We start from the raw sequence: 23779 nt of genomic DNA, 5'->3' as shown, positions 1-23779 counted from the left end.
GTTAATAACAAAATTTAATGGAATAACATATGATAAAACTATTATTAAGACTATATTTCCTTATGACTCTGCTTCTAGCTTTTTCTGTTCGCTCTGCAACAATTCAATGCGGTGGGATGGTTGAAAAAGTAGGCTTTCACTCACCTGATAAGTTAATGCTCAAGCTAAGCTCAATGAATCGAGCTGTATATATTTGTAGTCCTGAATATAAATGGACTGTTTCAGGTACGTCTTATTCAACAGGTCCTAAAATGTGCCAAACTATGATGTCGATGTTAATGCATGCTAAAGCTACTCGATCTGATATGGGGAGTATATGGTTTGATGGCGATGATGTTCCTGAAAACTGTGAGTCTTGGGGGGCGATGAAAAAGGCTAACATACGTTACTTTGCTTACTAGGTTAAATATGAAATTTTATTATTAGTATTGAATTTAGGCGCTTTTTCTTTATGTGTTGACTAAAAAATACATATACGCGAAGTAATGCAGATATCTCAAAAACAAATGACAAAGCATATGACAATGAATAGGTACAGGTCATTCTTTCCGCCTTTTGCTTACTGAGAAAAACCAGGTATGTTCCTGACGATTACGAGTTTCTGAAGCGTTGGCTTCTTTGTTTTTTCATCGCCTAATGCTCTGTATCTGAGCCAGCCCCTCTTTTTCATTCAACTCCAAACTAAACCCCCTCAAAAAGTTAAAAATTTTTTCTTTACTCGCCTTGATCTAACTGCCCAAATCATAAGGGAAAATTTTTAGCTGTGTGCCATTTTGGAAATTTCGGTATAAAAGATATGCAAATATTGCCTATAACACTATTGCGAACTATTACTGTTTAGATTAATATGCTGACCATCAAGAGAAATGAGAGTGGTTTGCATTCATGTATATCTGTTTATGTCATGGTGTGACTGATAAAAAAATCGAACAAACAATTGATGATGGCGCTATGACGATGCGCGATTTATCAAAAGAGCTGCAAGTGGGTAGCCAGTGCGGCAAGTGTTGTGGTTGTTGTAAAAAAATTCTAAATCGCAAGCTGATCGAAATTGCAGATATCACTGAGCAAGTAGCTTAATTACTTGCTCTTAAGCATGTTTGCTTAACTATTTTTCATTCGTTTAATTCTTCTAATTAATCCCCATACTTACGAGTTTTTATTTGCTTTTAACCCCTTCATTTATTAGGGTTATAACAAAGCAGATACGTGTATCACACGGTCATTGGTAGGAAGCCATGATAATAGACTCTTTAAAATCACTTTTTTGTGCAGTACTCATTTTAATCACCGCGGGTTGTGCGCAGTTACCTTCACGAGAGTCAATTCAACCAAGCTATGCCATTGCAGCGGATACACCCAGTACCATAGGAGATGCAGTGGGTAATAATCATCCTGGGTTATCAGGGTTTTATCCTTTAGCAGATGGGGTCGATGCCTTTGTAGCTAGGTTGGCGCTCATTGATTCTGCAGAGCACACCATTGATGTGCAGTACTATTTATACCACAGGCAGCAAACCACCATTTTATTTACGGCCTTTTTATTAAAAGCCGCAGATAGGGGGGTAAGAATTCGCTTGTTGCTTGATGACTTATCGCAAGCCGACAGTGAGCTTGATTTAGCTGCACTGGCTGTTCACCCTAATATTGAAGTTCGATTATTTAATCCATTTCCTAACCGTCGTTTTAGAGCGCTTGGTTTTGTTACCAACTTTAGCCAGCTTTCAAGACGTATGCATAACAAGAGCTTTATTGTTGATAATCGGATTTTTATCACCGGTGGGCGCAACATAGGCAATGCGTATTTCTCGGCTGAAGATCATTCTGAATTTATTGATTTAGATGTGATGAGTGTTGGCGAAATTGTGCCAGAAGCATCAAAAGCATTTGATTTATATTGGAATCATCAGCTGTCTTACCCTGTTCAAGACTTGCACGGTGAACGTGATGAGCAATCACTTATTGATATCACTAACACCTTATCGACCTATGTTGAGCAAAATCAGCAGAGTAATTACGTTGAGCAGTTGCGCGAAAGCGCCTTTGTAAAACGCTTATTGCACGATGAAATAGAATTCGATTGGCAAAAGTCTGTATTGTTTTATGATCACCCCGATAAGGTGATGAACGAAGTCAGTGAAAAATCGGCCAATATGTCGCCAATGTTGTTTAAAGAAATGGGCGAGCCGAAACAAAAAGCAATTATTGTGTCGCCGTATTTTATTCCTCGTGAGCAGGGCGTTAAATTACTAACCAATTGGGCAAAGCAGGGCGTTGATGTCACTGTACTGACTAATTCTTTAGCAGCTACCGATGTATCCGCGGTGCATGCTGGTTATAAAAAGTACCGAGAAGATCTCGTAAAAGGTGGGGTTAAGCTGTGGGAGTTAAAACCCAGTGACTTAATGGCCATTAAGCGTAAAGCCGGGCGTAAAGTAACTGGGTCATCACAAGCAAGTTTACACGCAAAAACCATGACCTTTGATGATGAAAAGATTTTTGTGGGCACTATGAACCTAGACCCTCGCTCGCTTGATTTAAATACCGAGATGGGCGTTTTAATCGAAAGCGAAAAGCTTAGCCGCTTTTTGGCCCATTGGGTTGATACGCAAATGCCTGAATATGCCTGGAAAGTTGAGCTCAAAGATAATGACTTAGTTTGGCTCGATACCGTGAGTAATGAGCAGTTTGATGAAGAACCACAAACGTCTTCGTGGCGACGCTTTCAAGTGTGGTTTATTTCGTTATTCCCTATCGAAGATGAGCTATAAGCCATTCCTTCAGTATTTATACCTAAGCCCAACTTTTTAGTTGGGCTTTTTGTTTTCAGTCTTTAGTTGTTAACCATTTCGGGATAAAAAAAGGCGTTTGAGCGTACACGTGTAAACCCATTGTATTCAAGTGCTTAGCATGCAAAGAAAAAATAAATATAAAAAAATGTTAAAAAAACTGGTTGGACCAATTGATCTATTGCTCATTTTATGACGTAATGTAGGTATTACTATCTGGTCGGATGAGTTTATTATGAGCTTACGTACAAAATTAAAAAAAGTATTACCTAGTATTTCAATTACAGAACAAGAAGCGTTAGATGCGGGTGATGTTTGGTTAGAAGGTTCAATCTACCAAGGTAAACCTGATTTCGATGCACTTCGTGACGTGCCAGCAGCTAAGCTGAGCGCTGAAGAGCAAGCATTCTTAGATGGCCCAGTGAAAGAATTATTATCAATGATTGATGATTCTGAAATTCAAAATGGTGTTCATCTTCCTGACTACATTCTTGATTTCTTGAAAAAAGAGCGTTTTTTCTCGCTTATCATTCCTAAATCATTCGGCGGTTTAGAATTCAGCCCTTATGCAAACTCAACAATCGTTGCGACTATCGCGACTAAGAGTTCTGCGGTTGCGGTAACCGTGATGGTTCCTAACTCATTAGGCCCAGGTGAGCTATTACTTCACTTTGGTACTAAAGAGCAACAAGATCACTACTTACCACGTCTTGCAAATGGTCGTGATATTCCATGTTTCGCACTAACTAGCCCAGAAGCGGGTTCAGATGCGGGTGGTATTCCAGATATTGGTGTTGTTAAACGTGGTCAGTTCAATGGCGAAGAAGTGTTAGGTTTAGAAATTACCTGGGACAAACGCTACATTACACTTGCGCCAATTGCGACAGTATTAGGTTTAGCATTTAAAGTAGTTGACCCTGACGGTTTACTAGGTGGCAAAGAAAACCTAGGTATTACCTGTGCGCTTATTCCTAAAGATCACCCAGGTGTTGAACTTGGTAATCGTCATGATCCTATGGGCATCCGTTTTTACAACGGTACGACTCGCGGCGAAAAAGTATTTGTACCAATGGACTTCATCATTGGTGGTCAAAAGAACATCGGCCGTGGCTGGCAAATGCTGGTTAGCTGTTTAGGTGCAGGCCGTGGTATTTCGTTACCGGCACTAGGTGTTAGCTCATCACAAGTGGCATTCAAAGGTGCTTCTGAGTACGCAGCAGTACGTGAGCAGTTTGGTCTGGCGATTGGTCAATTCGAAGGTATCCAAGAGAAGCTTGCTGATATCGCAGGTAAAACTTACCTTCAAGAAGCAATGCGTGTATTAACAACAGAAGGTTTAGGCATGGGCTTAAAACCATCTGTAGTCACTGCGATTGCTAAATACCACATGACAGAAATTGGTCGTAACGTGCTTGATTCAGCAATGGATATTCAAGCAGGTAAGGCAATTCAAAATGGTCCGCAAAATACATTAGCAAGTGGTTATGTTGCACAACCAATCGCGATCACGGTTGAAGGTGCAAACATTCTTACTCGTAACCTAATGATTTTTGGTCAAGGTGTAATGCGTTGTCACCCTTACCTACAAACTATGGTTGAGTCTATCCACAGCGAAGACAAAAATGCAGATAAAGAATTCAACAGCATCTTACGTAAAACAGTGGGTTACAGCGTAGCTAATAGCTTACGAGCTTTCCGTTTAGGCGTATTACCGTTTACTGCGGGTGCTAAATCGTCACTACCAGAAGTACGTGAATACGAAAAAGCAGCACACAAACTATCTGCAAAACTTGCAGTTTACGCTGACTTCTCGTTATTGGTACTTGGCGGCAAACTTAAACAAGCAGAAATGTTATCTGCACGTTTAGGCGACGTAATGAGCTTCTTATACGCTGCTATGGCATCAATTAAATATTACGAGCAAAAAGTAGCAAGCAGTGAACGTGAGCAAGCTGCACCTTACTTCCACTATGCGACTCGCTTTGCATTACAAAGCGCTGAAGAAGCATTGCATAAGTTCTTAGATAACTTCCCTGCAAGTGGTACTCGTAAGTTTATGCGTTTCATTACGATGAATTACTCAATGAAAATGCCTAAGATCAGCGATGATTTAATCCGTGAACTTGCGACTCAAGCGCAAATGGATACCGCATTTAAAGCGCAAATCACTCACTTGGTAAACCCAATTGAAGGTGATGGTCATTACATCAATGAGCAAGCGTACAAAGCGAAAATGGCGTGCCTTGATTTACTTAAGAAAGTTAAAAAAGCACTGCGTGCTAAAACTATTAAGCCGGGCGTTCGTTTTGCAGAAACGCTTGATAATGCACTTGTTGCAAGTGTTATCAACGAAGAAGAGTATGCAAAACTGATTGATTACAACAAGAAACGTGAAAAAGCGATTCGTGTTGATGAGTTCGACTTTGATATGAACTTACTGGATGACAATGCAAAGCCAGTAAACCCACTTAAAAGTGTGGTAAACGAGTAATTCAACAATGCAAGTCCTGAGCAGTATTAGGACTTTATCTTCGAAAACCCGTGCTTAGCACGGGTTTTTTATTGCTTATAGGCCGTTGTACCAATAGCTAATTTCACCTACTATTGCCATCAGTTTATATAAATTACAGAGCGTTATGGATCTTAGGCAATTCGTTACTTGTCACTTTTCAAATATTACAGAGCTACAGCAAGCAGCATCAGTATGGAGTGGATGCGGTGAGATTATTCGTTGTCAAATGAATGGTGCTGCTGCGGTAATTAAAGCGATTGAAGTACCTAGTCAGATCAATCATAGTCGTATAAAACAAAGTGATTTTGCGCTTGCCAGAAAGCGGCAATCTTATTTAGTCGAATTTAATTGGTATCGGCATTACGCAGAGCAATTACCCCATGAAGCTGCGGCTATCCACTGTATTGAGGCAATACAAGAGGGCAGTAAGCAAGCACTGCTATTTAGTGATTTCAGTGCACTTGGCTACCTGCAAGCAAGTGCTACACACAGCGACATTCAAGCAATTATAAACTGGCTTGCACACTTTCATGCTTTTCATTTAGCAAGCTCTTCCAATGGCCTTTGGCCGCGAGGTAGTTATTGGCATTTAGCAACGCGGCCTGATGAGCTACAACGCATGAGTGATTTAAGCTTAAAAGCGCAGGCACACGCTATTGATACTGCGCTGAGTGAGTCACCTTACCAAACGTTAATTCATGGTGATGCTAAGCTTGCCAATTTTGCGATTGCGCCACAAAACCAGCATGTTCTTGGCTATGACTTTCAATATGTTGGCAAGGGTGTTGGGGTGATTGATGTGATGTATTTTTTAGGCAGTTGCTTAAATGATACGGCATTAAAATCAGTTGCAGATGACTATTTAAATCGCTATTTTGACACCCTCACACAGGCACTAAAACGTTATCAACCGAATGTAAACCCAGCGCTTGTTGTTAGCAGTTGGCGAGCGCTTTGGTGTTACGCATGGAGCGATTTTTATCGTTTTTTAGCAGGTTGGTGCCCTGAACATGCAAAAATAAACGGCTACATGCAGCAGCAATTTGTAACGTACTTAAAAATAAAGGATTAGCAATGAATAAGCCAATGCGATTTGCCATTATTGGCTGTGGTGCTGTAACCGAAGTGAAAAGCGGCCCTGCTTATCAGCAAGCAGAAGGTATTGCGCTTATTGGAGTGACACGTCGCGACCTAGAAAAAGCCCATGATTACGCTAAACGTCATAATGTCGCAAAGGTGTTCGCATCACCAAGCGAACTAATTAACGATAACAGTGTTGATGCAGTGTATATTGCCACGCCGCCAGATAGCCATAAAGCGTTTGCTCTTGAAGTTGCTGCGGCAGGTAAACCATGTTGTATTGAAAAGCCATTGGCACCAAGTTATCAAGATAGTCTTGACATTGTCGCAGCGTTTAAAGAGGCTAAACAGCCGCTATTTGTAGCTTATTATCGCCGTTCATTACCACGCTTTAATCACGTTAAACAGTTACTAGAACAAGGCGCCATTGGTAAGCCTCGTCATGTTAGTTGGCATTTAAGTAAAGCTCCTAACGCCCTTGATTTATCGGGTGAGTACAACTGGCGCACAGATCAAAATGTGGCACGAGGAGGTTACTTCGACGATTTAGCCAGCCATGGTCTTGATTTACTTGCCTACCTTTTAGGTGACTTTAGTAAGGTGCATGGTTTATGTGCTAATCAACAGGGCTTATATTCTGCGTTCGATGCTATTACCGCGCACTGGCAGCATCAATCTGGTGTTACTGGCACCGGGAGCTGGAACTTTGCATCATCTAATCGTTTTGATGATGTAATGATTTACGGCAGTGAAGGCGAGCTTAGCTTTAGTGTGTTTGACGAAAAACCGATTGTGCTTAACAACGCACAGGGCAAACAACAGCTCGTAATTGATAACCCTGCACATATTCAACAATATCATGTTGAAAACATGGCGAACTATTTTCATGCTCAGCAACCCCACCCATCAACCGGTGAGAGCGCACTTCACACAAGTTGGGTTATGGAGCAGATTTTATCGGCTTAGTGCTCAAACGCTGCATTGAAGGCATTTACTATTTGTGTGTTTTCACCTTCGTGAAATAACTCCATCAGTCGCTCACTAATTAATGTGCGTACCTTTTCTGTTTTAAGCGCTTTATCGAACAGCGCAATTGCTTGTTTGCCGACCTCTGTTGGTGAGCATGCAATATAACCAAACACGGCGGCTTTTTCTGGTTTAAGGCTGATATAACGAATACTACTCAGTCCCGGAGCTCGTTTATAACGGTTGCTAAATACAGTTTGGTATTCTAAAACGGCATCAATTTTATTTTGAAATAACATTTGTCCGAGCCTTGGTGCATTTGTTGCCCCATCGAGTATAAAAAAGTGCTCATCATTTAAACGGACAAACTTATCAATCTCTTCTGAGTATGAGCGACCTTTAGTGACGCCAATTGTTAAGTCATAGTAATAGATAGCTTGTAGTAGGGTAATAGCGTCTGGAATGGTGGGCTTATTAAATACCACCAGTTTATTTGAAGGAAATGCCATCAGAGGGTACTGACTAAACACAGCATGAGCTTCACGCTCTGGGGTTTTTAATTTATTGTACAAGCAAACATTGTTCATTTTGCTTAATTGCTGCCACTCTCTTAAGCGGCTTGCAGGTATAAAATGCAGGCTGATTTCATCGCCTAATTCAGCTGCGGCAGCCAGCAAAAACGTGGTGGCCTCATTTTCAGGGTTACCGCCATCTTGGGGAACAAAGTCTGCCATAACTTGAATATCGAGAGTTTCACTGTGGACCGGTAGGCAAATACACAAAAGTAGTATCGAGGTGAAGATAAACGTTTTCATTACTGCAGGCCCAAAATAAATAAAATGTTAAATATTGCCGGTGCGTGTTGTTGCAAAAAAATTAATATTTGCAACTGTTAGTATTATTTTAGACCAATTCAAAGAATTAATGCGGTGAACATGCATTTTTTGCAGTCGAGAAGACTATTTTGCGCTAAAATAGGCGTAATTTATCTCATTTAGGTTCTACTTATGTCTATCCATGTAATTACTCATCCGTTAGTTCAACACAAACTTGGCCTTATGCGTGCAGAAGGTATTAGTACTAAGAGTTTTCGTGAGCTGTCGTCTGAAGTAGGTACTTTGCTTACTTACGAAGCAACAAAAAACCTCCCATTAGAAAGTGTTCAAATCACAGGGTGGGATGGTTCAACATTAGATGTAGAACATATCAAAGGTAAAAAAATTACTGTTGTGCCTATTCTTCGTGCCGGCCTTGGTATGATGGATGGCGTAATGCAGTTATTACCTGCTGCAAAAGTAAGTGTTGTTGGTCTTCAGCGTAACGAAGAAACATTGGAGCCAGTGCCTTATTTTGAAAAACTGGTTGGTAAAATTGATGAGCGCTTAAGCCTTGTTATTGACCCAATGCTTGCAACCGGTGGTTCAATGATCGCAACGATCGACATGCTTAAAAAAGCAGGTTGTAAAGATATTAAAGTGATTGTATTAGTGGCAGCACCAGAGGGCGTAGAAAAAACCCTTGCAGCCCACCCAGATGTTGAAATTTTCACAGCATCTTTAGACAGTCACTTAAACGAAAAAGGATATATCATTCCAGGCTTAGGAGATGCCGGTGACAAGATTTTTGGCACAGTGTAAGGCGCTCACGTGGAAAATCATCAAACATTTTCGTTAAAAACCATTCTAACTGGCGCGCAAATGCTGTTTGTAGCATTTGGTGCACTAGTACTTGTGCCGTTACTAACAGGCCTTGATCCCAATGTGGCTTTATTTACTGCAGGTTTAGGAACTTTACTGTTTCATGTGGTTACCAAAGGCCAAGTTCCCATCTTTTTAGCATCGTCTTTTGCTTTCATCGCACCTATTATCGCCTCAGTGCAAATGTGGGGTATTCCCGCAACTATGGGCGGTTTAATGGTGGCAGGCTTTTGCTATTTTGCGCTTAGCTTGATAGTAAAATTTAAAGGCGTGAATGCGCTGCATAAAGTGTTACCGCCTGTGGTTGTTGGCCCAGTGATTATGGTAATAGGTTTAGCCTTAGCACCTGTCGCTGTGAATATGGCTATGGGTAAAGCAGGGGATGGCAGTGCACAATTAGTTCCTTATGAGCAAGCCATTTGGGTGTCTGGTTTATCATTACTGGTTACGCTGATTTTTGCGGTATGGGGTAAAGGTGTATTTAAACTTATTCCTATTCTTGCTGGTGTGGTAGCAGGTTACCTTGCTTCGTTATTTATAGGTATTGTTGAATTTAATGCGGTCACCGAAGCAAACTGGTTTGCGGTACCGGCATTTACTTATCCTGAGTTTAAATGGCAGGCTATTTTATTTATGGTGCCTGTGGCCATTGCGCCAGCAATTGAACATATTGGCGACATGATGGCTATTAGCCAAGTAACAGGTAAAGACTATTTAAAGAAACCGGGTTTACACCGCACTTTACTGGGAGATGGCTTAGCAACCTCTGCGGCATCGGTTTTTGGTGGTCCACCTAATACAACGTACTCTGAAGTAACGGGGGCGGTAATGCTTACGCGTAACTTCAACCCTCGCGTGATGCTTTGGACCGCTATCATCGCTATTGTGCTGGCGTTTGTGGCAAAAATGGGCGCGGGTTTACAAACGATTCCGGTTCCTGTGATGGGCGGCATCATGATTTTACTGTTTGGTTCTATCGCCGTTGTTGGTTTAAATACCTTAGTTAAATCAGGTGAAGATCTTACCGCGCCTCGCAACTTGACTATCATCGCACTGATTTTAGTGTTTGGTATTGGTGGCATGCATATCGGTGGTGATGAGTTTAGTTTGCAAGGTGTGAGCTTATGCGCAATTTTGGGGATTATCTTAAATGCTGTTCTCCCCAAAGCAGTGCAACAAGCTGATTAGAACTTAAAAACTGCTTGAATATTGCACCAAAAAAGCGCATTAAATATGCGCTTTTTTTGTAACCATTTAAAAAATAAGGAATTATAAAACTGGTCTACTAACTGCATTTATCTCTATGTCATACTGGTAGGAGCGATTATGCAAGAGGCAAATGTTGTGGATATTACCCCGTTTTTAGCGAAGCATCAGTTACCACTCAAGTATCAATACTTAAGTGAGCAGTTTTTTATACCCCTCGCGCACGATATCTTAAGCGCAAAAATGACCGGCCAACCTATGCTGGTGGCGATTAACGGCTGCCAAGGCTCAGGTAAAACGACCCTCGCTGATTTCTTAGTGACCTGGGTTAATAGCAATACCGAATTTAATAGCGTGTCATTATCAATCGATGACTTTTATTTAAGTCGTGATGCACGCAATGAGCTTGCTAAAGATGTTCATCCTTTGTTTGCGAGTCGTGGTGTACCGGGTACACATGATACGCAATTAATGGAACAAACCTTATCAGCTTTGTTGGCAGGTAAAGTGGGTGTGCCATTACCTCAATTTGATAAACTAACTGATGATCCGATGCCAAAAGATCAGTGGTCTAGTAATCAAAAGCCGATTGATATAGTGTTTTTTGAAGGCTGGTGTGTAGCCAGTACTCCTCAGCAGCCTTATCAACTGCAAGCTCCGGTAAATGAATTAGAGCAACTAGAAGATGCCGACGGCATTTGGCGTCGCTGCGTAAATAGTTGCTTAGCGAATGAATATCAAAATGTATTCGCAATGGCCGATTACACCATTATGTTAAAAGCGCCTTCATTTGAAGATGTGTATGCGTGGCGCTTAGAGCAAGAGCATAAACTAATTGCCAAAAAAGGCCAGGGGCAGGGCACGTTTGACGAAGTGAGTTTAAAGCGTTTTATCTCTCATTTTGAACGTATTACGCGGGAAAATTTAGCCACTCTTGCGCACAGCGTGGATGCGTTATTATTGCTCGATACTGACCGTGATATCACCAAGATGGAACTTCTCGCTGACCAGATTGCTCAGCCACTTATTTTTACTGACTTAGACGGCACATTGCTCGATCACGATAGTTACGAATGTGAGGTGATCAAACCATTTTTGGCAAAGTTGAATGATACCGGTGTCAATGTGATTTTTAACACCAGCAAAACCTTTGCTGAAGTCACTGATATTCAAAAAGGTTTGGATCATCACCAGCCCTTTATTGTGGAAAATGGTGCTGCTGTTTATATCCCGAAAGACTATTTTAAAGTAAAGCCGATTGGCTGTGATGAATATAAAGGTTATTGGCGCTTTGCCATGACGCAAAGTACCGATAAATTGCATGAAGATCTTAAACAATATGCGATCCAATTTAGTCATTGTGTACGCTTATTTAGCCAGTTTAGTGCACAAGAAATAGCCGAGTTAACAGGACTCCCCGTCGATAAAAGTGAATTGGCGCTACAAAGACAGTACTCAGATCCGGTTTGTTTTTCGGGCAGTGATGAAGAAAAGCAGGGCTTGATAGATGCAATGAGCCAAGCAGGCTACGAAGTGCTTGTTGGCGGGCGTTTTATCCATTTAACCAAAGGTAACAATAAAGGACTTGCACAAAAGTGGCTGTTAAATCAGTTCAAAAAAGCCTATCGCAATCCATTTACTGTGATAGCGCTTGGCGACAGTCAAAACGATGTAGCCATGCTAAAAGCGGCCGACACCGCTATTTTAATCAATAACCCTGGCAGCCAAGTACAATCACAAATATTACAAAAAGCATGGCAGCTCAGCGAAAAACCAGCCCCAGCAGGTTGGGTTCAAGAAGTTTCTGCGTTAACTATCATCAAAGCGCGTTTTGCAGCAAAACAGGAGCAATCTCATGGCTGATTTTTATCAAAATGGCATTATCACGACCTTACACAATATTGCTGACCGCCCAGTAGAAGAACTAGAAAAAGAGTTGTTGGGCTTTTCAAAACAACGCCCAATGGGCCTGATTTTGCCTTCGCTTTACAGTGAGTTAGAAGGACCCGCTCTGCAAAATATTATTGCTGAGCTAAAACATGTGCCTTATTTATCGCAAATTACCATTGGTCTAGATCGCGCTGATGAAAGCCAATATCGCCATGCACTGCAGTTTTTTGCGGAGCTTGATCAGCCTCATAAGGTACTTTGGAATGATGGCCCGCGTTTACAAGCTCTTGATAAAGAACTACAAAAATTGGGCGTTGCGCCACGAGAGTTAGGTAAAGGTCGCAATGTTTGGTATTGCATGGGCTATAAGTTGGCAACCTCAAAAGTAGAGTCAATTGCACTGCATGACTGCGATATTTTGACTTACGACAGAGCGCTATTAGCACGTTTAATTTACCCCGTTGCTCACCCTCGTTTTAATTATGAATTTTGTAAAGGGTTTTACCCGCGAACCGCTGAGGGCAAAATTAATGGTCGCGTGTCACGTTTGCTAGTAACGCCGTTATTGCGTTCATTCAAAACAATATTAGGCAGCAACGATTACTTAGAATACATGGATTCGTTTCGTTACCCGCTAGCGGGTGAGTTTTCATTCCGTCGCGATGTACTTAATGATATTCGTATTCCAAGTGACTGGGGCTTAGAAATTGGCGTGCTATCAGAGATGTATCGTAATTACTCGCATAACCGTTTATGTCAGGTAGATATTGCTGATAACTATGATCACAAACACCAAGACTTATCGCTAGAAAACCAAGCGGCGGGCTTGTCGAAAATGTCGATTGATATCACCAAAGCTTTATTTAGGAAGCTGGCTACCCAAGGGGTGACTTTTACGACAGAAACGATTCGCTCATTAAAGGCAACCTATTACCGTATTGCACTCGATTTTATTGAAACTTATCACAACGATGCGTTAATGAATGGCTTAACACTTGATATTCATCATGAAGAAAAAGCCGTTGAAATGTTTGCTCAAAATATTATGAATGCAGGTCAGCACTTTTTAGAAAATCCAATGGAAGCACCCTTTGTGCCGAGTTGGAACCGAGTAGCTTCGGCAATGCCAGAGGTGTTTGCTCGCTTAGAAGAAGCCGTAGAGCTTGATAACAAAGAATATATTTAACGGGGAAGGCACGTGACTTTAGAGCTTTTGCAACAAAGGGTTATTCAGCATTTAAGCTGCATCTACGGCGAGGTTGAGCTATCAACAACGCTTGAACAACTCGCAGATAGATTAATCGATACCATGTTAGGTGATGATCCTGTTCGAGACCCAACGCCGCATAAAAACCGTTGGGATGAGCAAGATATGATTTTAATTGCCTATGGTGATTCGATTATTCGTCATGCTAATACGGATGAAGCCGTTGCTAAGCCTGAAGAGCCGCCTTTGCAAACGTTACATCGCTTTGTAAAAAACCAATGCTTACCTGAACTTAATGCACTGCACATCTTGCCGTTTTACCCATATAGCTCAGATGAAGGCTTCGCGGTAATGAATTATGTGCAAGTGAATGAAGCGTTAGGTAGTTGGCAACATATCCGTGATATTTCAGCGGATGTTAGGTTGATGGCAGATTTGGTGATCAACCATTGCTCTAGCCGCAGCGTTTGGTTTGAAAACTTTATTCAGGGCAAAGAGCCGGGAAAAGGGTATTTTAAAACGGCAAGCCAGAGTGATGACCTTGTGCAAGTTGTTCGCCCGAGAACATCACCCCTTTTACAGGCGGTTGAAACTAAAGACGGTTTGCAACATGTGTGGTGTACCTTTAGTCATGACCAAGTCGACTTTGATTTTGCTAACCCAGATGTACTCAATGAATTTGTCAGCATTATTCGTCATTATTTAGATAACGGTGTGCGTATATTTCGCCTTGATGCGGTGGCTTTTTTATGGAAAAAACTCAATACCCGCTGCATTAACCTGCCTGAGACGCACGAAGTGATCAGGCTGCTTCGCACCCTTATTGAGCATTTTGAGCCTAATGTGATTATTATCACAGAAACAAATATCCCGAACCGCGAAAACCTATCGTACTTTGGTAATGCCAACGAAGCGCATTGTATTTACAACTTTTCATTACCACCGCTGTTATTACATACCTTACTCAGTGGCGACAGTACCGCATTAAAACATTGGATGATGAGTATGCCACCTCCTCAAGAAGGGACGGCGTACTTTAACTTTATAGCTTCACATGATGGTATTGGCTTGCGCCCCGTTGAAGGCTTGTTGGAGCAAAGTGAAATTGCCGAAATGGTCAATACTACGGCTAAATATGGCGGTAAAGTCTCATTACGTACCGCCCCAGATGGCACTAACACCCCTTATGAGTTAAACATTGCCTTATTTGATGCGTTGCAAGGTACCCATAAAGGACCAGATAAATGGGGTGTTGCGCGCTTTTTATGTGCGCATGCCATTATGTTTGCGCTTGAAGGTATTCCAGGTTTGTATATTCATAGCTTACTCGGTACCACCAATGATTATGAACGCTTTGAAAATAGCCAACATAACCGAGCGATTAACCGTCACCGCTGGCAAGAGTCAGATTTACTAGCAAAGCTGAGTAATGAAAATGCCCATCATCGTACTGTGTTTAAAGCGATGAAAAACCTAATGGCTATTCGTAAGGCGCAAAGTGCATTTCACCCTAATGCGACGCAATATACGTTACATTTAAGCGAAGGGCTCTTTGGTTTTTGGCGACAAAGTATCAACCGTTCGCAAAGTATGTTTTGTGTTTATAACATTAGTGACGAGCCGCAAACGCTTACGCTTGCCGACTTAAATTTGATTGGTACTGAGCAATGGCGAGATTTAATTAGCGGTGAGCAAATTACTGAGCAAACACAAACAATGTCGCTAACCCCATACCAAGCAGTTTGGCTCAGTAATAAATAAACCTATCATTTAGATAGTGCAAATCCTGTCGTTAACAAGTAAGCACATCAGTTCGGCTTACTTGTTAACAGGTTATTTTCAATTGTAGTACAATACTACCTTTTTGGGTGCCAATCTATCACTCCATCCTAATTTTTAGTGAAATTATCTTAGTGAATAAGACTTATTTGATCTAAATTACCTTTTTTCTCAAAAAATATAGTTAACAACATTTACAATGTAAAAAGCAACTATTATCATTCTGCTTTTAATTTTAGGTGCGTTTTACAATGAAGAAAGCAGTACTCTCTCTCGCTGTGTCATTGGTTTTGACTCCACTTTACAGTGTTGCAAATGATGACATGCAAGCTCAACTCGAAAAACTTCAACAACAACTCCTTGAACAACAAAAAGCGATTGATTATTTAAAAAGTCAATTAGAAGCAAAAAACACCCAGCAAGTTGTAGTGCAACAAAAAGCCCCAATTGTTACTGAGCAGGCAGCACCCGTTGCTACAGCGGTAAGCAAAAAAGAGTCAAAACTTACTTTCAAAAGCTATGGTACTTTGCTTTACAAAAGTGACGAAGTGTTTGCCAACGTTCAAGATACTTCTCCAGAGCGCCGCGCCACAACAGATTTAGAGCGTGTTGTTACTGAGTTCGAATATGAAATTGATGATAAATGGAAAGTCGAATTTGAACTTGAGTATGAACATGGTGGTACAGGTACCACGCTTGAATACGACGGCTTTGAAGAATTTGGCGAATTTGAATCAGAAGTTGAAGCGGGTGGTGAAGTTATTGTCGAAAAGCTACAGCTAGAATATGAATATAACCCTAACTTTACAGTCAAGTTTGGTCATATATATGTTCCGGTAGGCTTAGGCACAGACTTAAATAAGCCAGATCAATACTTTACCACGACTCGCCATTGGGGTGAGGCAACTATGATCCCGCAAGTTTGGCATGAAACTGGGGTTAACTTAATTTCTCGTTGGTCTGACTTTACACTGCAAACATTGGTGACGACGGGTCTTAACTCTGAATACTTCCGTTCGACTAATTGGGTCGCGGGTGGTGCACAGCAACGCTTTGAAGAAAACACCGCAGATGATTTAGCGCTCACATTACGCCTTGATTATGGCAATGTTAAAGCTGGTAAAGGCTTTGGTGTTAGTTACTATACGGCAAATACTTCAGATAACCGTCGCAATCAGGGCAAACTTGATGCGGATGGAAACGTGTCTATTCTCGGGTTACATGGTGCATGGACGTTAGATGATCTTGTGTTCCGTGGTCAGTACTTATATGGCGAGTTAGAGGACTCAGTTGCTATCACTGCTGCGAATAAAACAACGCCGGGTCTACGTCCAGGAAGCTTTGCACAGCTTGGTAGTAAAGCTGAATCTGCATTTGTAGAAGCCGCATATAATATGCAGGGGCTGTTTGATTTATCTTCGCCGCTGTATGTATTTACCTCGTTTGATTATGCCAACCCAATGCTTGAAGTGGCCAGTGGTGCGGCTATCCATCGTTACGACATTCGTGAGCTTAACTTTGGTTTAAATTACCTTCCAAACAAAAACTTAATTCTAAAACTTCAGGGTGGTCAACGTTATTACGCACAAGACGATATCGATGACACGACTCACTTTAGCGCCTCTCTTGGCTATAAATTTTCAACAGAACTATAAAGGAACCTTGGGATGAAAACAGTATTAAACAGCATCACAGCTGTCATTTTAGCGTCAACACTTGTTGCATGTGGTTCGTCTTCTTCGGATGATTCTTCAGACACAAGCACACCCGTTACTGAAGTAACAGGCTTTAGCTATGATGCAACTGATTTAATTGAAAACGTAACTGAGCAAGTGATTGTGGATGGTTACGAAATGCTAAACAGCAAGGCGACGGTTCTACATAACGCGACACTCACATTATTAGAAAACAAAAACGAAGCTGCGCTGGCTGCTGCTCAACAAGCTTGGAAAGATGCACGTGTATTCTGGGAGCAAGGTGAGTCGCATATCTTTGGTCCTGTTGATAGTTTATCAATTGATCCACATCTTGATACTTGGCCATTAAATACCGCTGATTTAGAAGCACTACTTGCAAGTAACACAACGTTCTCGGCTGATAATGTGAAGAACTTTGACGATGGTGTACAAGGTTTCCACACCATGGAGTTTTTATTATTCGGTAATGGCGTTGAAGATAACGATAAGTCAATTGACGAAATGACTGTGCGTGAAATGGAATACTTAATTGCATGTGCTGAAGTATTTAATATTCATACACAAAGCCTTGTTGATGCATGGGTTATCTCTGCAAATGCGGATGATGAACCTGCTTATAAAGATTATTTATTAACACCGGGCAATGATAAATACTCATCTGAGTTAGGTGTTATTGAAGAGTTAGTCAATGGTGTTATCGGTATTGTTGATGAGGTAGGTAACGGTAAAATTGCAGAACCATTCGGTACTAGCAAAGACACAGCTGATACATCATTGGTTGAATCACAATATAGCTGGAACTCATTAACTGACTTTAGCAACAACATTGTTGGTGTACAAAATGTGTTTTTAGGCACATTCAGCGATGAAAACGACAGCCCAGGTCTTAAAGCATTTATCAATGCCGGTGACGCTGAACTAGCAGCGAAAGTTGAAACTCAAATTTCAGCAGCGATTGCAGCGATTGATGCCATTGCAGGTGCAGATGATATGCCATTTAGACAAGCGATTAAGGATGATGCTGGTCGCGTTCGAATTCGAACAGCGATTGATGCGCTAGGTGAATTACAAGCGACCCTTGAAGAAGAAGTTGTGCCACTTATCAAAGAGTGGAATTTATAATCGCTGGGGAAGCATCTGCTTCCCCTCTTTACAAGATACCGTCATGAATGTAAAAGCAATTAAACCAATTCTATTTGCTTTCACAGCCATATCTATAGTGGCATGTGGAAGTAAAACCAGCGATAAAAGCGCGACCGAAACGACAACACCACCAACAAGCAGCGAAACTGATCCAAATTATATTGATGTCGTTGCCTTGGCTGGTGAAGCGACAGCCCTCGATACCAATAATTCAGGCCATGGTTTCTCTACACCTATGCCTAATTTAAGTGATTCAGAACTCGATATTCACTTAACTGGCGATGCTAATTTTGAAACATCCTTTACGACAGCCCCGAATGATGCACACCCGGAACTCGATGGTTTAGGACCTGTTTTTAATAATAATAACTGTAATGCTTGTCACCAACGAGATGGTCGCCCAAGCACTATTGTTCCAACCGCTGAACAGCAAACTGTGAAGTTAGCGAATGATGCAGGGATCTTTTTACGCGTTAGCTTAGCTGATGGCGTATGTGAAGTGCCAAGTAGTATCAATGATTTTTGTCAGGTTACAGGCGTTGAAGGGTTTGGGGATCAACTCTTTCACCGGGGGATTTTACAAGCCCGTGAAGACTGGCAAACGCATAATTTTGGTGGCCAAGCTGATGTATATCTAAGCTATGATTACACGGAGTTTAGCTACCCGGATGGAAGTACTGTCACGTTGAAAAAGCCGGTATTTACTATCGACAATGCATGGGACTCACCTGAAAATTTCAGTTTAAGTGCCCTTGCCAATGAAGATGTACGTTTTAGTGCCCGTAATGGCATGCCTGTCTTTGGTCTTGGATTGCTTGAAGCGATTGAAGAGCAAGATATTCTAGCGCTTGAAGATGTTGATGATGCCGACAACGATGGAATTTCAGGTAAAGCAAACTGGGTATTTGATGCTGTTAAGGCTCAAGCGGGTGATGAAAACCCTGTGTCACTTGGACGATTTGGTTGGAAAGCCAGTACACCATCAGTCAGACAGCAATCACTAGGTGCACTGCGTGGTGACATGGGGGTAACCAACTCATTGTTCCCTGAAGAAAGCATTGCTAATACATTAATGCACGAAAGTTATTTATCTCGTACTAACTATCAAGATACCGGTTCTGATGAGCAAGGATTGCCAGAAGCCAGTGATGAGTTTTCTGATACGGTCGTGTTTTACGCAGAAACGCTTGCTGTGCCAGCTCGTCGTAATGTTGCCGACGAAGATGTTAAAGCCGGTGCACGTTTATTCAACGAATTAAACTGTACTGGTTGTCATACGCCCCGTTTTGTAACCGCAAATGGTGCCGCTTTATTGTTGGGCGGTATTGCAGCGCCTGCGGCTGTAAAAGGGCAAGAAATTTGGCCATTTACCGACATGTTGTTACATGACATGGGTGAAGAGCTTGCAGATAACCGTCGTGATTTTATGGCAACAGGCCGTGAGTGGAAAACGCGTCCGCTTTGGGGGATTGGTTTAACGAAAACAGTCAACCCAGCCGCAGGTTTCTTACATGATGGGCGCGCAGCCACACTAGAAGAAGCGATTCTATGGCACGGTGGTGAAGCTGAAAAAAGTAAGCGTGAATTTACAGAGCTTAGCAGTGAAAAAAGAGCTCAGTTAATTAGCTTTTTACAATCACTATAGCTTTAAAACTCTTTAAAAGCGCACTGTCAACGCCCTTTACAGTGCGCTTTTTGTTGCCTCTAAAATAAGTGATTCAACACTGAAGGGAAGGGCATTTTTATTCGCATTACTGAAAACGCGAAAGTTAATTGCTAAGTTATCACTGTGAATTTGTTCAACTAGCTTAAGCGTTTGTTCGCTATGTTGGCTGAAAATGGCCACTTCATGATGCATAGTTCCGGTTGCGTAATTATTGAGTAGATCATGAACATTTACTATAGCTAAAGCTCCTAGTGTGACATGACCGCCGATAGTGACGTCTATTTTTTCTGCCACAACTCTGAGTGGCCAATTTATTGCGCCAACCAATACATCTTTGCGTTTATTTAACTCATCAAGCGCTGCAATCGCCCCTAATGCCATGGCATCATTGGCAGCCCAAACCATATTGATGTTAGATTGATGGCTAAAGTAGCCAAGACTCTGGCGATACGCTTGTGTTGCTGACCAGTTGGCAACTGTTTTAGCGGTGATATTAGCATTATCATGCGTTTGAACACTTTGCTCTAAACCTTGCTCTCTATCAAGTGCTGCATGGGTGGTGTAATCACCATTAATCGCGAGAATATTTGCCGTGTGCTGAGCTTTTTCAATCAGTTTTTCAGCTAATAATTGACCCGCTTGTTTGTTATCGGGCACAACGCTACCTGCGATATTAATACCATGATCAATCAAACGGTTTAGTTCTTGTTCTGATGGGCGGTTAAGTAAAAAATAGATGGGCGTAGAGATGTGCTTTAAGCTTAAAAGTTGTTGGGTTAGCACACTTTTCTCATCAACTAAAATCAGCATATCTGGCTTTGCTTTAATCGCATTAGCCACTAATGACTTCATTTCAATATGATTTCGGTTGGCATAATGAATCGTTAAATCGAGATCAAAGTCTTTGGCAGCATCACGCATCAACTGCGATACTTCAAACCAAAAAGGGCCTGTGACATTGGTATCAGCATGACCTGGATTTATAAAAATAATACTTTGCTTGGCAAAAACACTCGGTAAGCAAAATAGACAGATAATGAAAAATACCGTTTTGAGCATAGTCTTATTAAGTTAAAAGGCCGATAGGGTAGAGTATAGCGTGAATTGTCAGGTTTTAAGTAAATGATTGGAATAGGATAGTTTTTATATCTGATAGAAAAAGGGCTGCACAAAAGTGCAGCCCCAAGAGAATCAAATTTTAACGATTAGAAATCGTAAGATAGTCTTAAGTAGCCGAAACGACCGATGTTGTCGTAACTTGCACTACCTGAACCTGTGCCTCTTGTACCGAATGGAAGCTCTCGGTTAAAGATGTTATCAACACCTACTTTCACACCAAAGCCGCTTTCGAAGTTATAACCAACGGTTGCGTCAGAAATAACATAGCTACCAAACTTCATTAAGCTGTTTGGATTCGGGTTATCTTCTAATTCTTGGTCTGTGTAAAGGCTTACTTCATCTAGGTAACGTGTATCAAAGGTTGCAAAGAAACCATCACGCTTATAAGAGATAGTTAAGTTAGCTTGCCATTTAGCTTCACCCGTTGTACCTGCGTACTCGATGTAATCTTCAGGTTCGTCTTGGAATGGGAACTCTTTACGTTCAATTAGGTAAGTACCAATTAAGCGTGTAGAGAAGTTGCCTTCTAGAGCATCAAAGTCATAACCTAACTCAAAGTCAACACCTGATACTTCTTGTCCAGAAACGTTTAATACCGAGTTTTGGATAAGTGTAATTTCATGTGAGCTGCTATCACGTGTGATTAGATTACAGTATTGGTTATTAATACCGCCTTCAGCGTCAACACAACGGTCAAGAATTTCTTGAGAAGCAATCGTTGTAATTGCGTCTTCTAATTCAATTTTCCAATAGTCGATTGTAACAACTGAGTTTTCTAGGAATGATGGCTGGTAAACTAAACCAATTGTAGTACTGGTTGACTCTTCACCTTTAACATCTTTGTTACCGCTTACTAAACCTTCAAGCGTTTGTGAATCGTAATCTGATTCAAAACCAGCAGGAACACCTAATGCTGCACAGTTTGCACGGCGAACTTCTGAGTTTTGTAAATCATCTAGGTTATCTGCTAAACAAGGGTCATCAACGTTGTAGAATGTTTGGCTCGCTGCACCGAAAATTTCGCCAATGTTTGGCGCACGTAGTGCTTCAGATTGTGTTGCACGAACACGTAATTGATCGTTCACAGTCCAATCTAAACCAACTTTCCAGCTTGTTGCATCACCAATTGTGCTATAGTCAGCATAACGTACCGCTGTATCTAGTACTAAGTCTTGAGCAAGTGGCAAGTCAGCTAGTAGCGGGATTGATGCTTCAAAGTAAATCTCGTTTACATCAAAATCACCTTTGTCTTCACCAAGTGCGTTAAAGAACGTTCCTACTGCGTTATCAGGCTCTTTAGTTTCACTTTCTTCTTTACGGTATTCAACACCGGCAGCAAAACCAACATAGCCTGCTGGTAATTCATAAATTGCTGAGTTTGCAAGTGATGCTGTTACTACTGTTTGAGTAATTTCAGAAGTACCTGTTGATACTGTATTAATGTAATCAATCGCTTCTTGACTTGGTGCGCCAAAGCCCATGATGTTTACTGGTACGCAACCTTCAGCGCGCGCTTCTTCACTACGACAAACAACATTACCTTCGCCATCATCAACTGCGTCAAGAGCATTGTAGTAGTTTGCCATAATCATGTTAGCGCCATTAATACGCTCTAAGTCAGTTTGGCCATGAACAACTGATGCATCTAATTCCCAGTCATTGAATACTGTGCCTCTTAAGCCTGCAACAAAGCGGGTTGTTTCACGTGTGTTGTTTTCAATACGACGACCTAAATCTGTCATCATACGGTTAACCATGATTGAGCTAACACCTTCTTGTTCCATTAGATCTTTAACGCTTGAGTCAAGGTATGGGTTGTCAATCTTGATGCTGTTATTAGGGTTAAAGAAGAAAAATGCTGGCTGGCCAATGCTTTCGCCTTCGCTGTTTACATATTTTGCTTCGAAGTACGCATTCATATCGTCTGCAACGTCATAGTTTACTTTAAAGTTTACGTTGTAGCGCTCAAATTCTGGCTGAATTTCATTGAATTGAGCAAGGTTAAATGAATCACAGTCAGCACATGCAAGACCATCTACTCGGTCACCTATATAAATGTCACGAAGGCTGCCATCTGGGTTGAATGAGTTAACATAGCCATTGCTTGATGCAAAAACACCTGCATTATTAATCGCATAATAGCCAGCATTTGGTGTGTAAATTTTATCAGGGAAATTTGGGTCGTCTTTGTTCTCTTCATTTTGAGCTGGGTTACGCAAGCTAAAGAAAGAGCCATCAGTCCACGGGTGATCAAGCGCATTTAATGTATTTTGGCCTGAGTATTCAACAGCAAAGGCAACATTACCGCGGTCATTATCAAAGTTTGTACCGTATGAAAACGTTGCTTTTTCGTTTTTGTAATCACTTAGTTCAGAGGCACCTTTGGTAACACTAACACTTAAGCCTTCGATATTCTTTTTAAGAATAAAGTTAACTACGCCTGTTACAGCATCGGCACCGTATACAGCTGATGCACCACCGGTGATAATTTCAACACGCTCTACCCAAACACTTGGAATTGTATTGGTGTCAACTGATTGAGTACCAGCAGAACTTGAAACATGGCGTTTGCCATCGACAAGAACAAGTGTACGAGCTGTGCCCATATTACGCAAATCAAGAATGTTAAGGCCCGCAGTACCGATAAAACGGCCTGAGTTTGATAGTGAATAAGTATTACCAAGTGCTGGTAATTTATTTAGTGCCTCACCAATATTAACCGCGCCAGTATTAACTAAGTCTTCACCGCTTATCACTGTAACTGGAGCAGGGGCAATAGCACCTTCACGTAAAATGCGTGACCCTGTTACTTCGATACGGTCAATTGATTTTGCGCCTTCTTCTTCAGCAGCTAACGATTGGCTAGAAATGGCAAGTGCCGATGAGCATAGAGCAAGCTTTATGCTAGCACCTAAATAATTATTTTTTATCATTGTTTCACCTGTTACTTTATTGTTTTATCCCTGAGTTGGGTGTTAACTAAGTGTTCTAATTGTTAACGTGATGCACTTTATCATTGTTCCTATTT

17 protein-coding genes are annotated in these 23779 nt (G+C 41.4%); 14 read left to right on the top strand and 3 right to left on the bottom strand.

What is annotated here, in order from left to right; all coding sequences use genetic code 11:
* The first annotated feature begins 62 nt into the window (after positions 1-62).
* The 6 genes from L1D51_RS12115 to L1D51_RS12090 all read left to right on the top strand — a co-directional run bounded on the left by L1D51_RS12115 (position 63) and on the right by L1D51_RS12090 (position 7347).
* On the top strand, positions 63-401 hold the full coding sequence (locus L1D51_RS12115) for a hypothetical protein (RefSeq protein ID WP_239963761.1): 339 nt from the start codon (positions 63-65) through the stop codon (positions 399-401).
* A gap of 484 nt (positions 402-885) precedes the next feature.
* Positions 886-1080 carry a (2Fe-2S)-binding protein gene (locus tag L1D51_RS12110; RefSeq protein ID WP_054554573.1) on the top strand — a complete coding sequence of 65 codons (195 nt, stop codon included), beginning with the start codon at positions 886-888 and terminating at the stop codon, positions 1078-1080.
* Between the two features lie 158 nt (positions 1081-1238).
* The gene (locus tag L1D51_RS12105; protein ID WP_239963760.1) at positions 1239-2771 is read left to right on the top strand and encodes a phospholipase D family protein; all 1533 of its coding nucleotides are present in this window, start codon (positions 1239-1241) and stop codon (positions 2769-2771) included.
* A gap of 253 nt (positions 2772-3024) precedes the next feature.
* Complete coding sequence (locus tag L1D51_RS12100; RefSeq protein WP_054562441.1) at positions 3025-5280, top strand: acyl-CoA dehydrogenase; 2256 nt, start codon at positions 3025-3027, stop codon at positions 5278-5280.
* 145 nt (positions 5281-5425) lie between these two features.
* Complete coding sequence (locus L1D51_RS12095) at positions 5426-6373, top strand: aminoglycoside phosphotransferase family protein (protein ID WP_239963759.1); 948 nt, start codon at positions 5426-5428, stop codon at positions 6371-6373.
* Positions 6374-6375: 2 nt separating this feature from the next.
* A complete protein-coding gene (locus L1D51_RS12090) occupies positions 6376-7347 on the top strand; it encodes a Gfo/Idh/MocA family protein (protein WP_239963758.1) in 972 nt (323 codons plus the stop codon).
* Here L1D51_RS12090 and L1D51_RS12085 read toward each other — a convergent pair.
* The gene (locus L1D51_RS12085; protein WP_239963757.1) at positions 7344-8162 is read right to left on the bottom strand and encodes an ABC transporter substrate-binding protein; all 819 of its coding nucleotides are present in this window, start codon (positions 8160-8162) and stop codon (positions 7344-7346) included. The two genes, L1D51_RS12090 and L1D51_RS12085, sit on opposite strands and share 4 nt — an antisense overlap.
* Before the next feature lie 192 nt (positions 8163-8354).
* Here L1D51_RS12085 and upp point away from each other — a divergent pair, with 192 nt between their 5' ends.
* The 8 genes from upp (at position 8355) to L1D51_RS12045 (ending at position 19611) form a co-directional block, all read left to right on the top strand.
* Complete coding sequence (gene upp / locus L1D51_RS12080; RefSeq protein WP_054562437.1) at positions 8355-8984, top strand: uracil phosphoribosyltransferase; 630 nt, start codon at positions 8355-8357, stop codon at positions 8982-8984.
* 9 nt (positions 8985-8993) lie between these two features.
* A complete protein-coding gene (locus L1D51_RS12075) occupies positions 8994-10232 on the top strand; it encodes a uracil-xanthine permease family protein (protein WP_054562436.1) in 1239 nt (412 codons plus the stop codon).
* Between the two features lie 138 nt (positions 10233-10370).
* Complete coding sequence (locus tag L1D51_RS12070; RefSeq protein ID WP_239963756.1) at positions 10371-12113, top strand: HAD-IIB family hydrolase; 1743 nt, start codon at positions 10371-10373, stop codon at positions 12111-12113.
* Entirely contained in the window at positions 12106-13326 is a 1221-nt protein-coding gene (locus L1D51_RS12065) for a glycosyltransferase family protein (protein ID WP_054562434.1), read from the top strand. Before L1D51_RS12070 ends, L1D51_RS12065 begins: the two co-directional genes overlap by 8 nt.
* Before the next feature lie 12 nt (positions 13327-13338).
* A complete protein-coding gene (locus L1D51_RS12060) occupies positions 13339-15108 on the top strand; it encodes a sugar phosphorylase (RefSeq protein WP_054562433.1) in 1770 nt (589 codons plus the stop codon).
* Between the two features lie 269 nt (positions 15109-15377).
* On the top strand, positions 15378-16781 hold the full coding sequence (locus tag L1D51_RS12055; RefSeq protein ID WP_054562432.1) for a hypothetical protein: 1404 nt from the start codon (positions 15378-15380) through the stop codon (positions 16779-16781).
* 12 nt (positions 16782-16793) lie between these two features.
* The gene (locus tag L1D51_RS12050; RefSeq protein WP_239963755.1) at positions 16794-17945 is read left to right on the top strand and encodes an imelysin family protein; all 1152 of its coding nucleotides are present in this window, start codon (positions 16794-16796) and stop codon (positions 17943-17945) included.
* A 43-nt stretch (positions 17946-17988) separates the two neighbouring features.
* Entirely contained in the window at positions 17989-19611 is a 1623-nt protein-coding gene (locus L1D51_RS12045; protein ID WP_239963754.1) for a di-heme oxidoredictase family protein, read from the top strand.
* 36 nt (positions 19612-19647) lie between these two features.
* On the opposite strand, the gene L1D51_RS12040 is transcribed toward L1D51_RS12045, so the two are convergent.
* Complete coding sequence (locus tag L1D51_RS12040; protein WP_239963753.1) at positions 19648-20691, bottom strand: ABC transporter substrate-binding protein; 1044 nt, start codon at positions 20689-20691, stop codon at positions 19648-19650.
* A 146-nt stretch (positions 20692-20837) separates the two neighbouring features.
* Positions 20838-23684, bottom strand: a complete 2847-nt coding sequence (locus L1D51_RS12035; protein ID WP_239963752.1) for a TonB-dependent receptor domain-containing protein — start codon at positions 23682-23684, stop codon at positions 20838-20840.
* Positions 23685-23779 lie beyond the last annotated feature (95 nt).

It is taken from the genome of Pseudoalteromonas shioyasakiensis (genome assembly GCF_022398475.1).
Taxonomy (GTDB): Bacteria; Pseudomonadota; Gammaproteobacteria; order Enterobacterales; family Alteromonadaceae; genus Pseudoalteromonas.
Note: the sequence above shows the minus strand (reverse complement) of the source record. Positions and strands in the feature narration are given on the sequence as shown.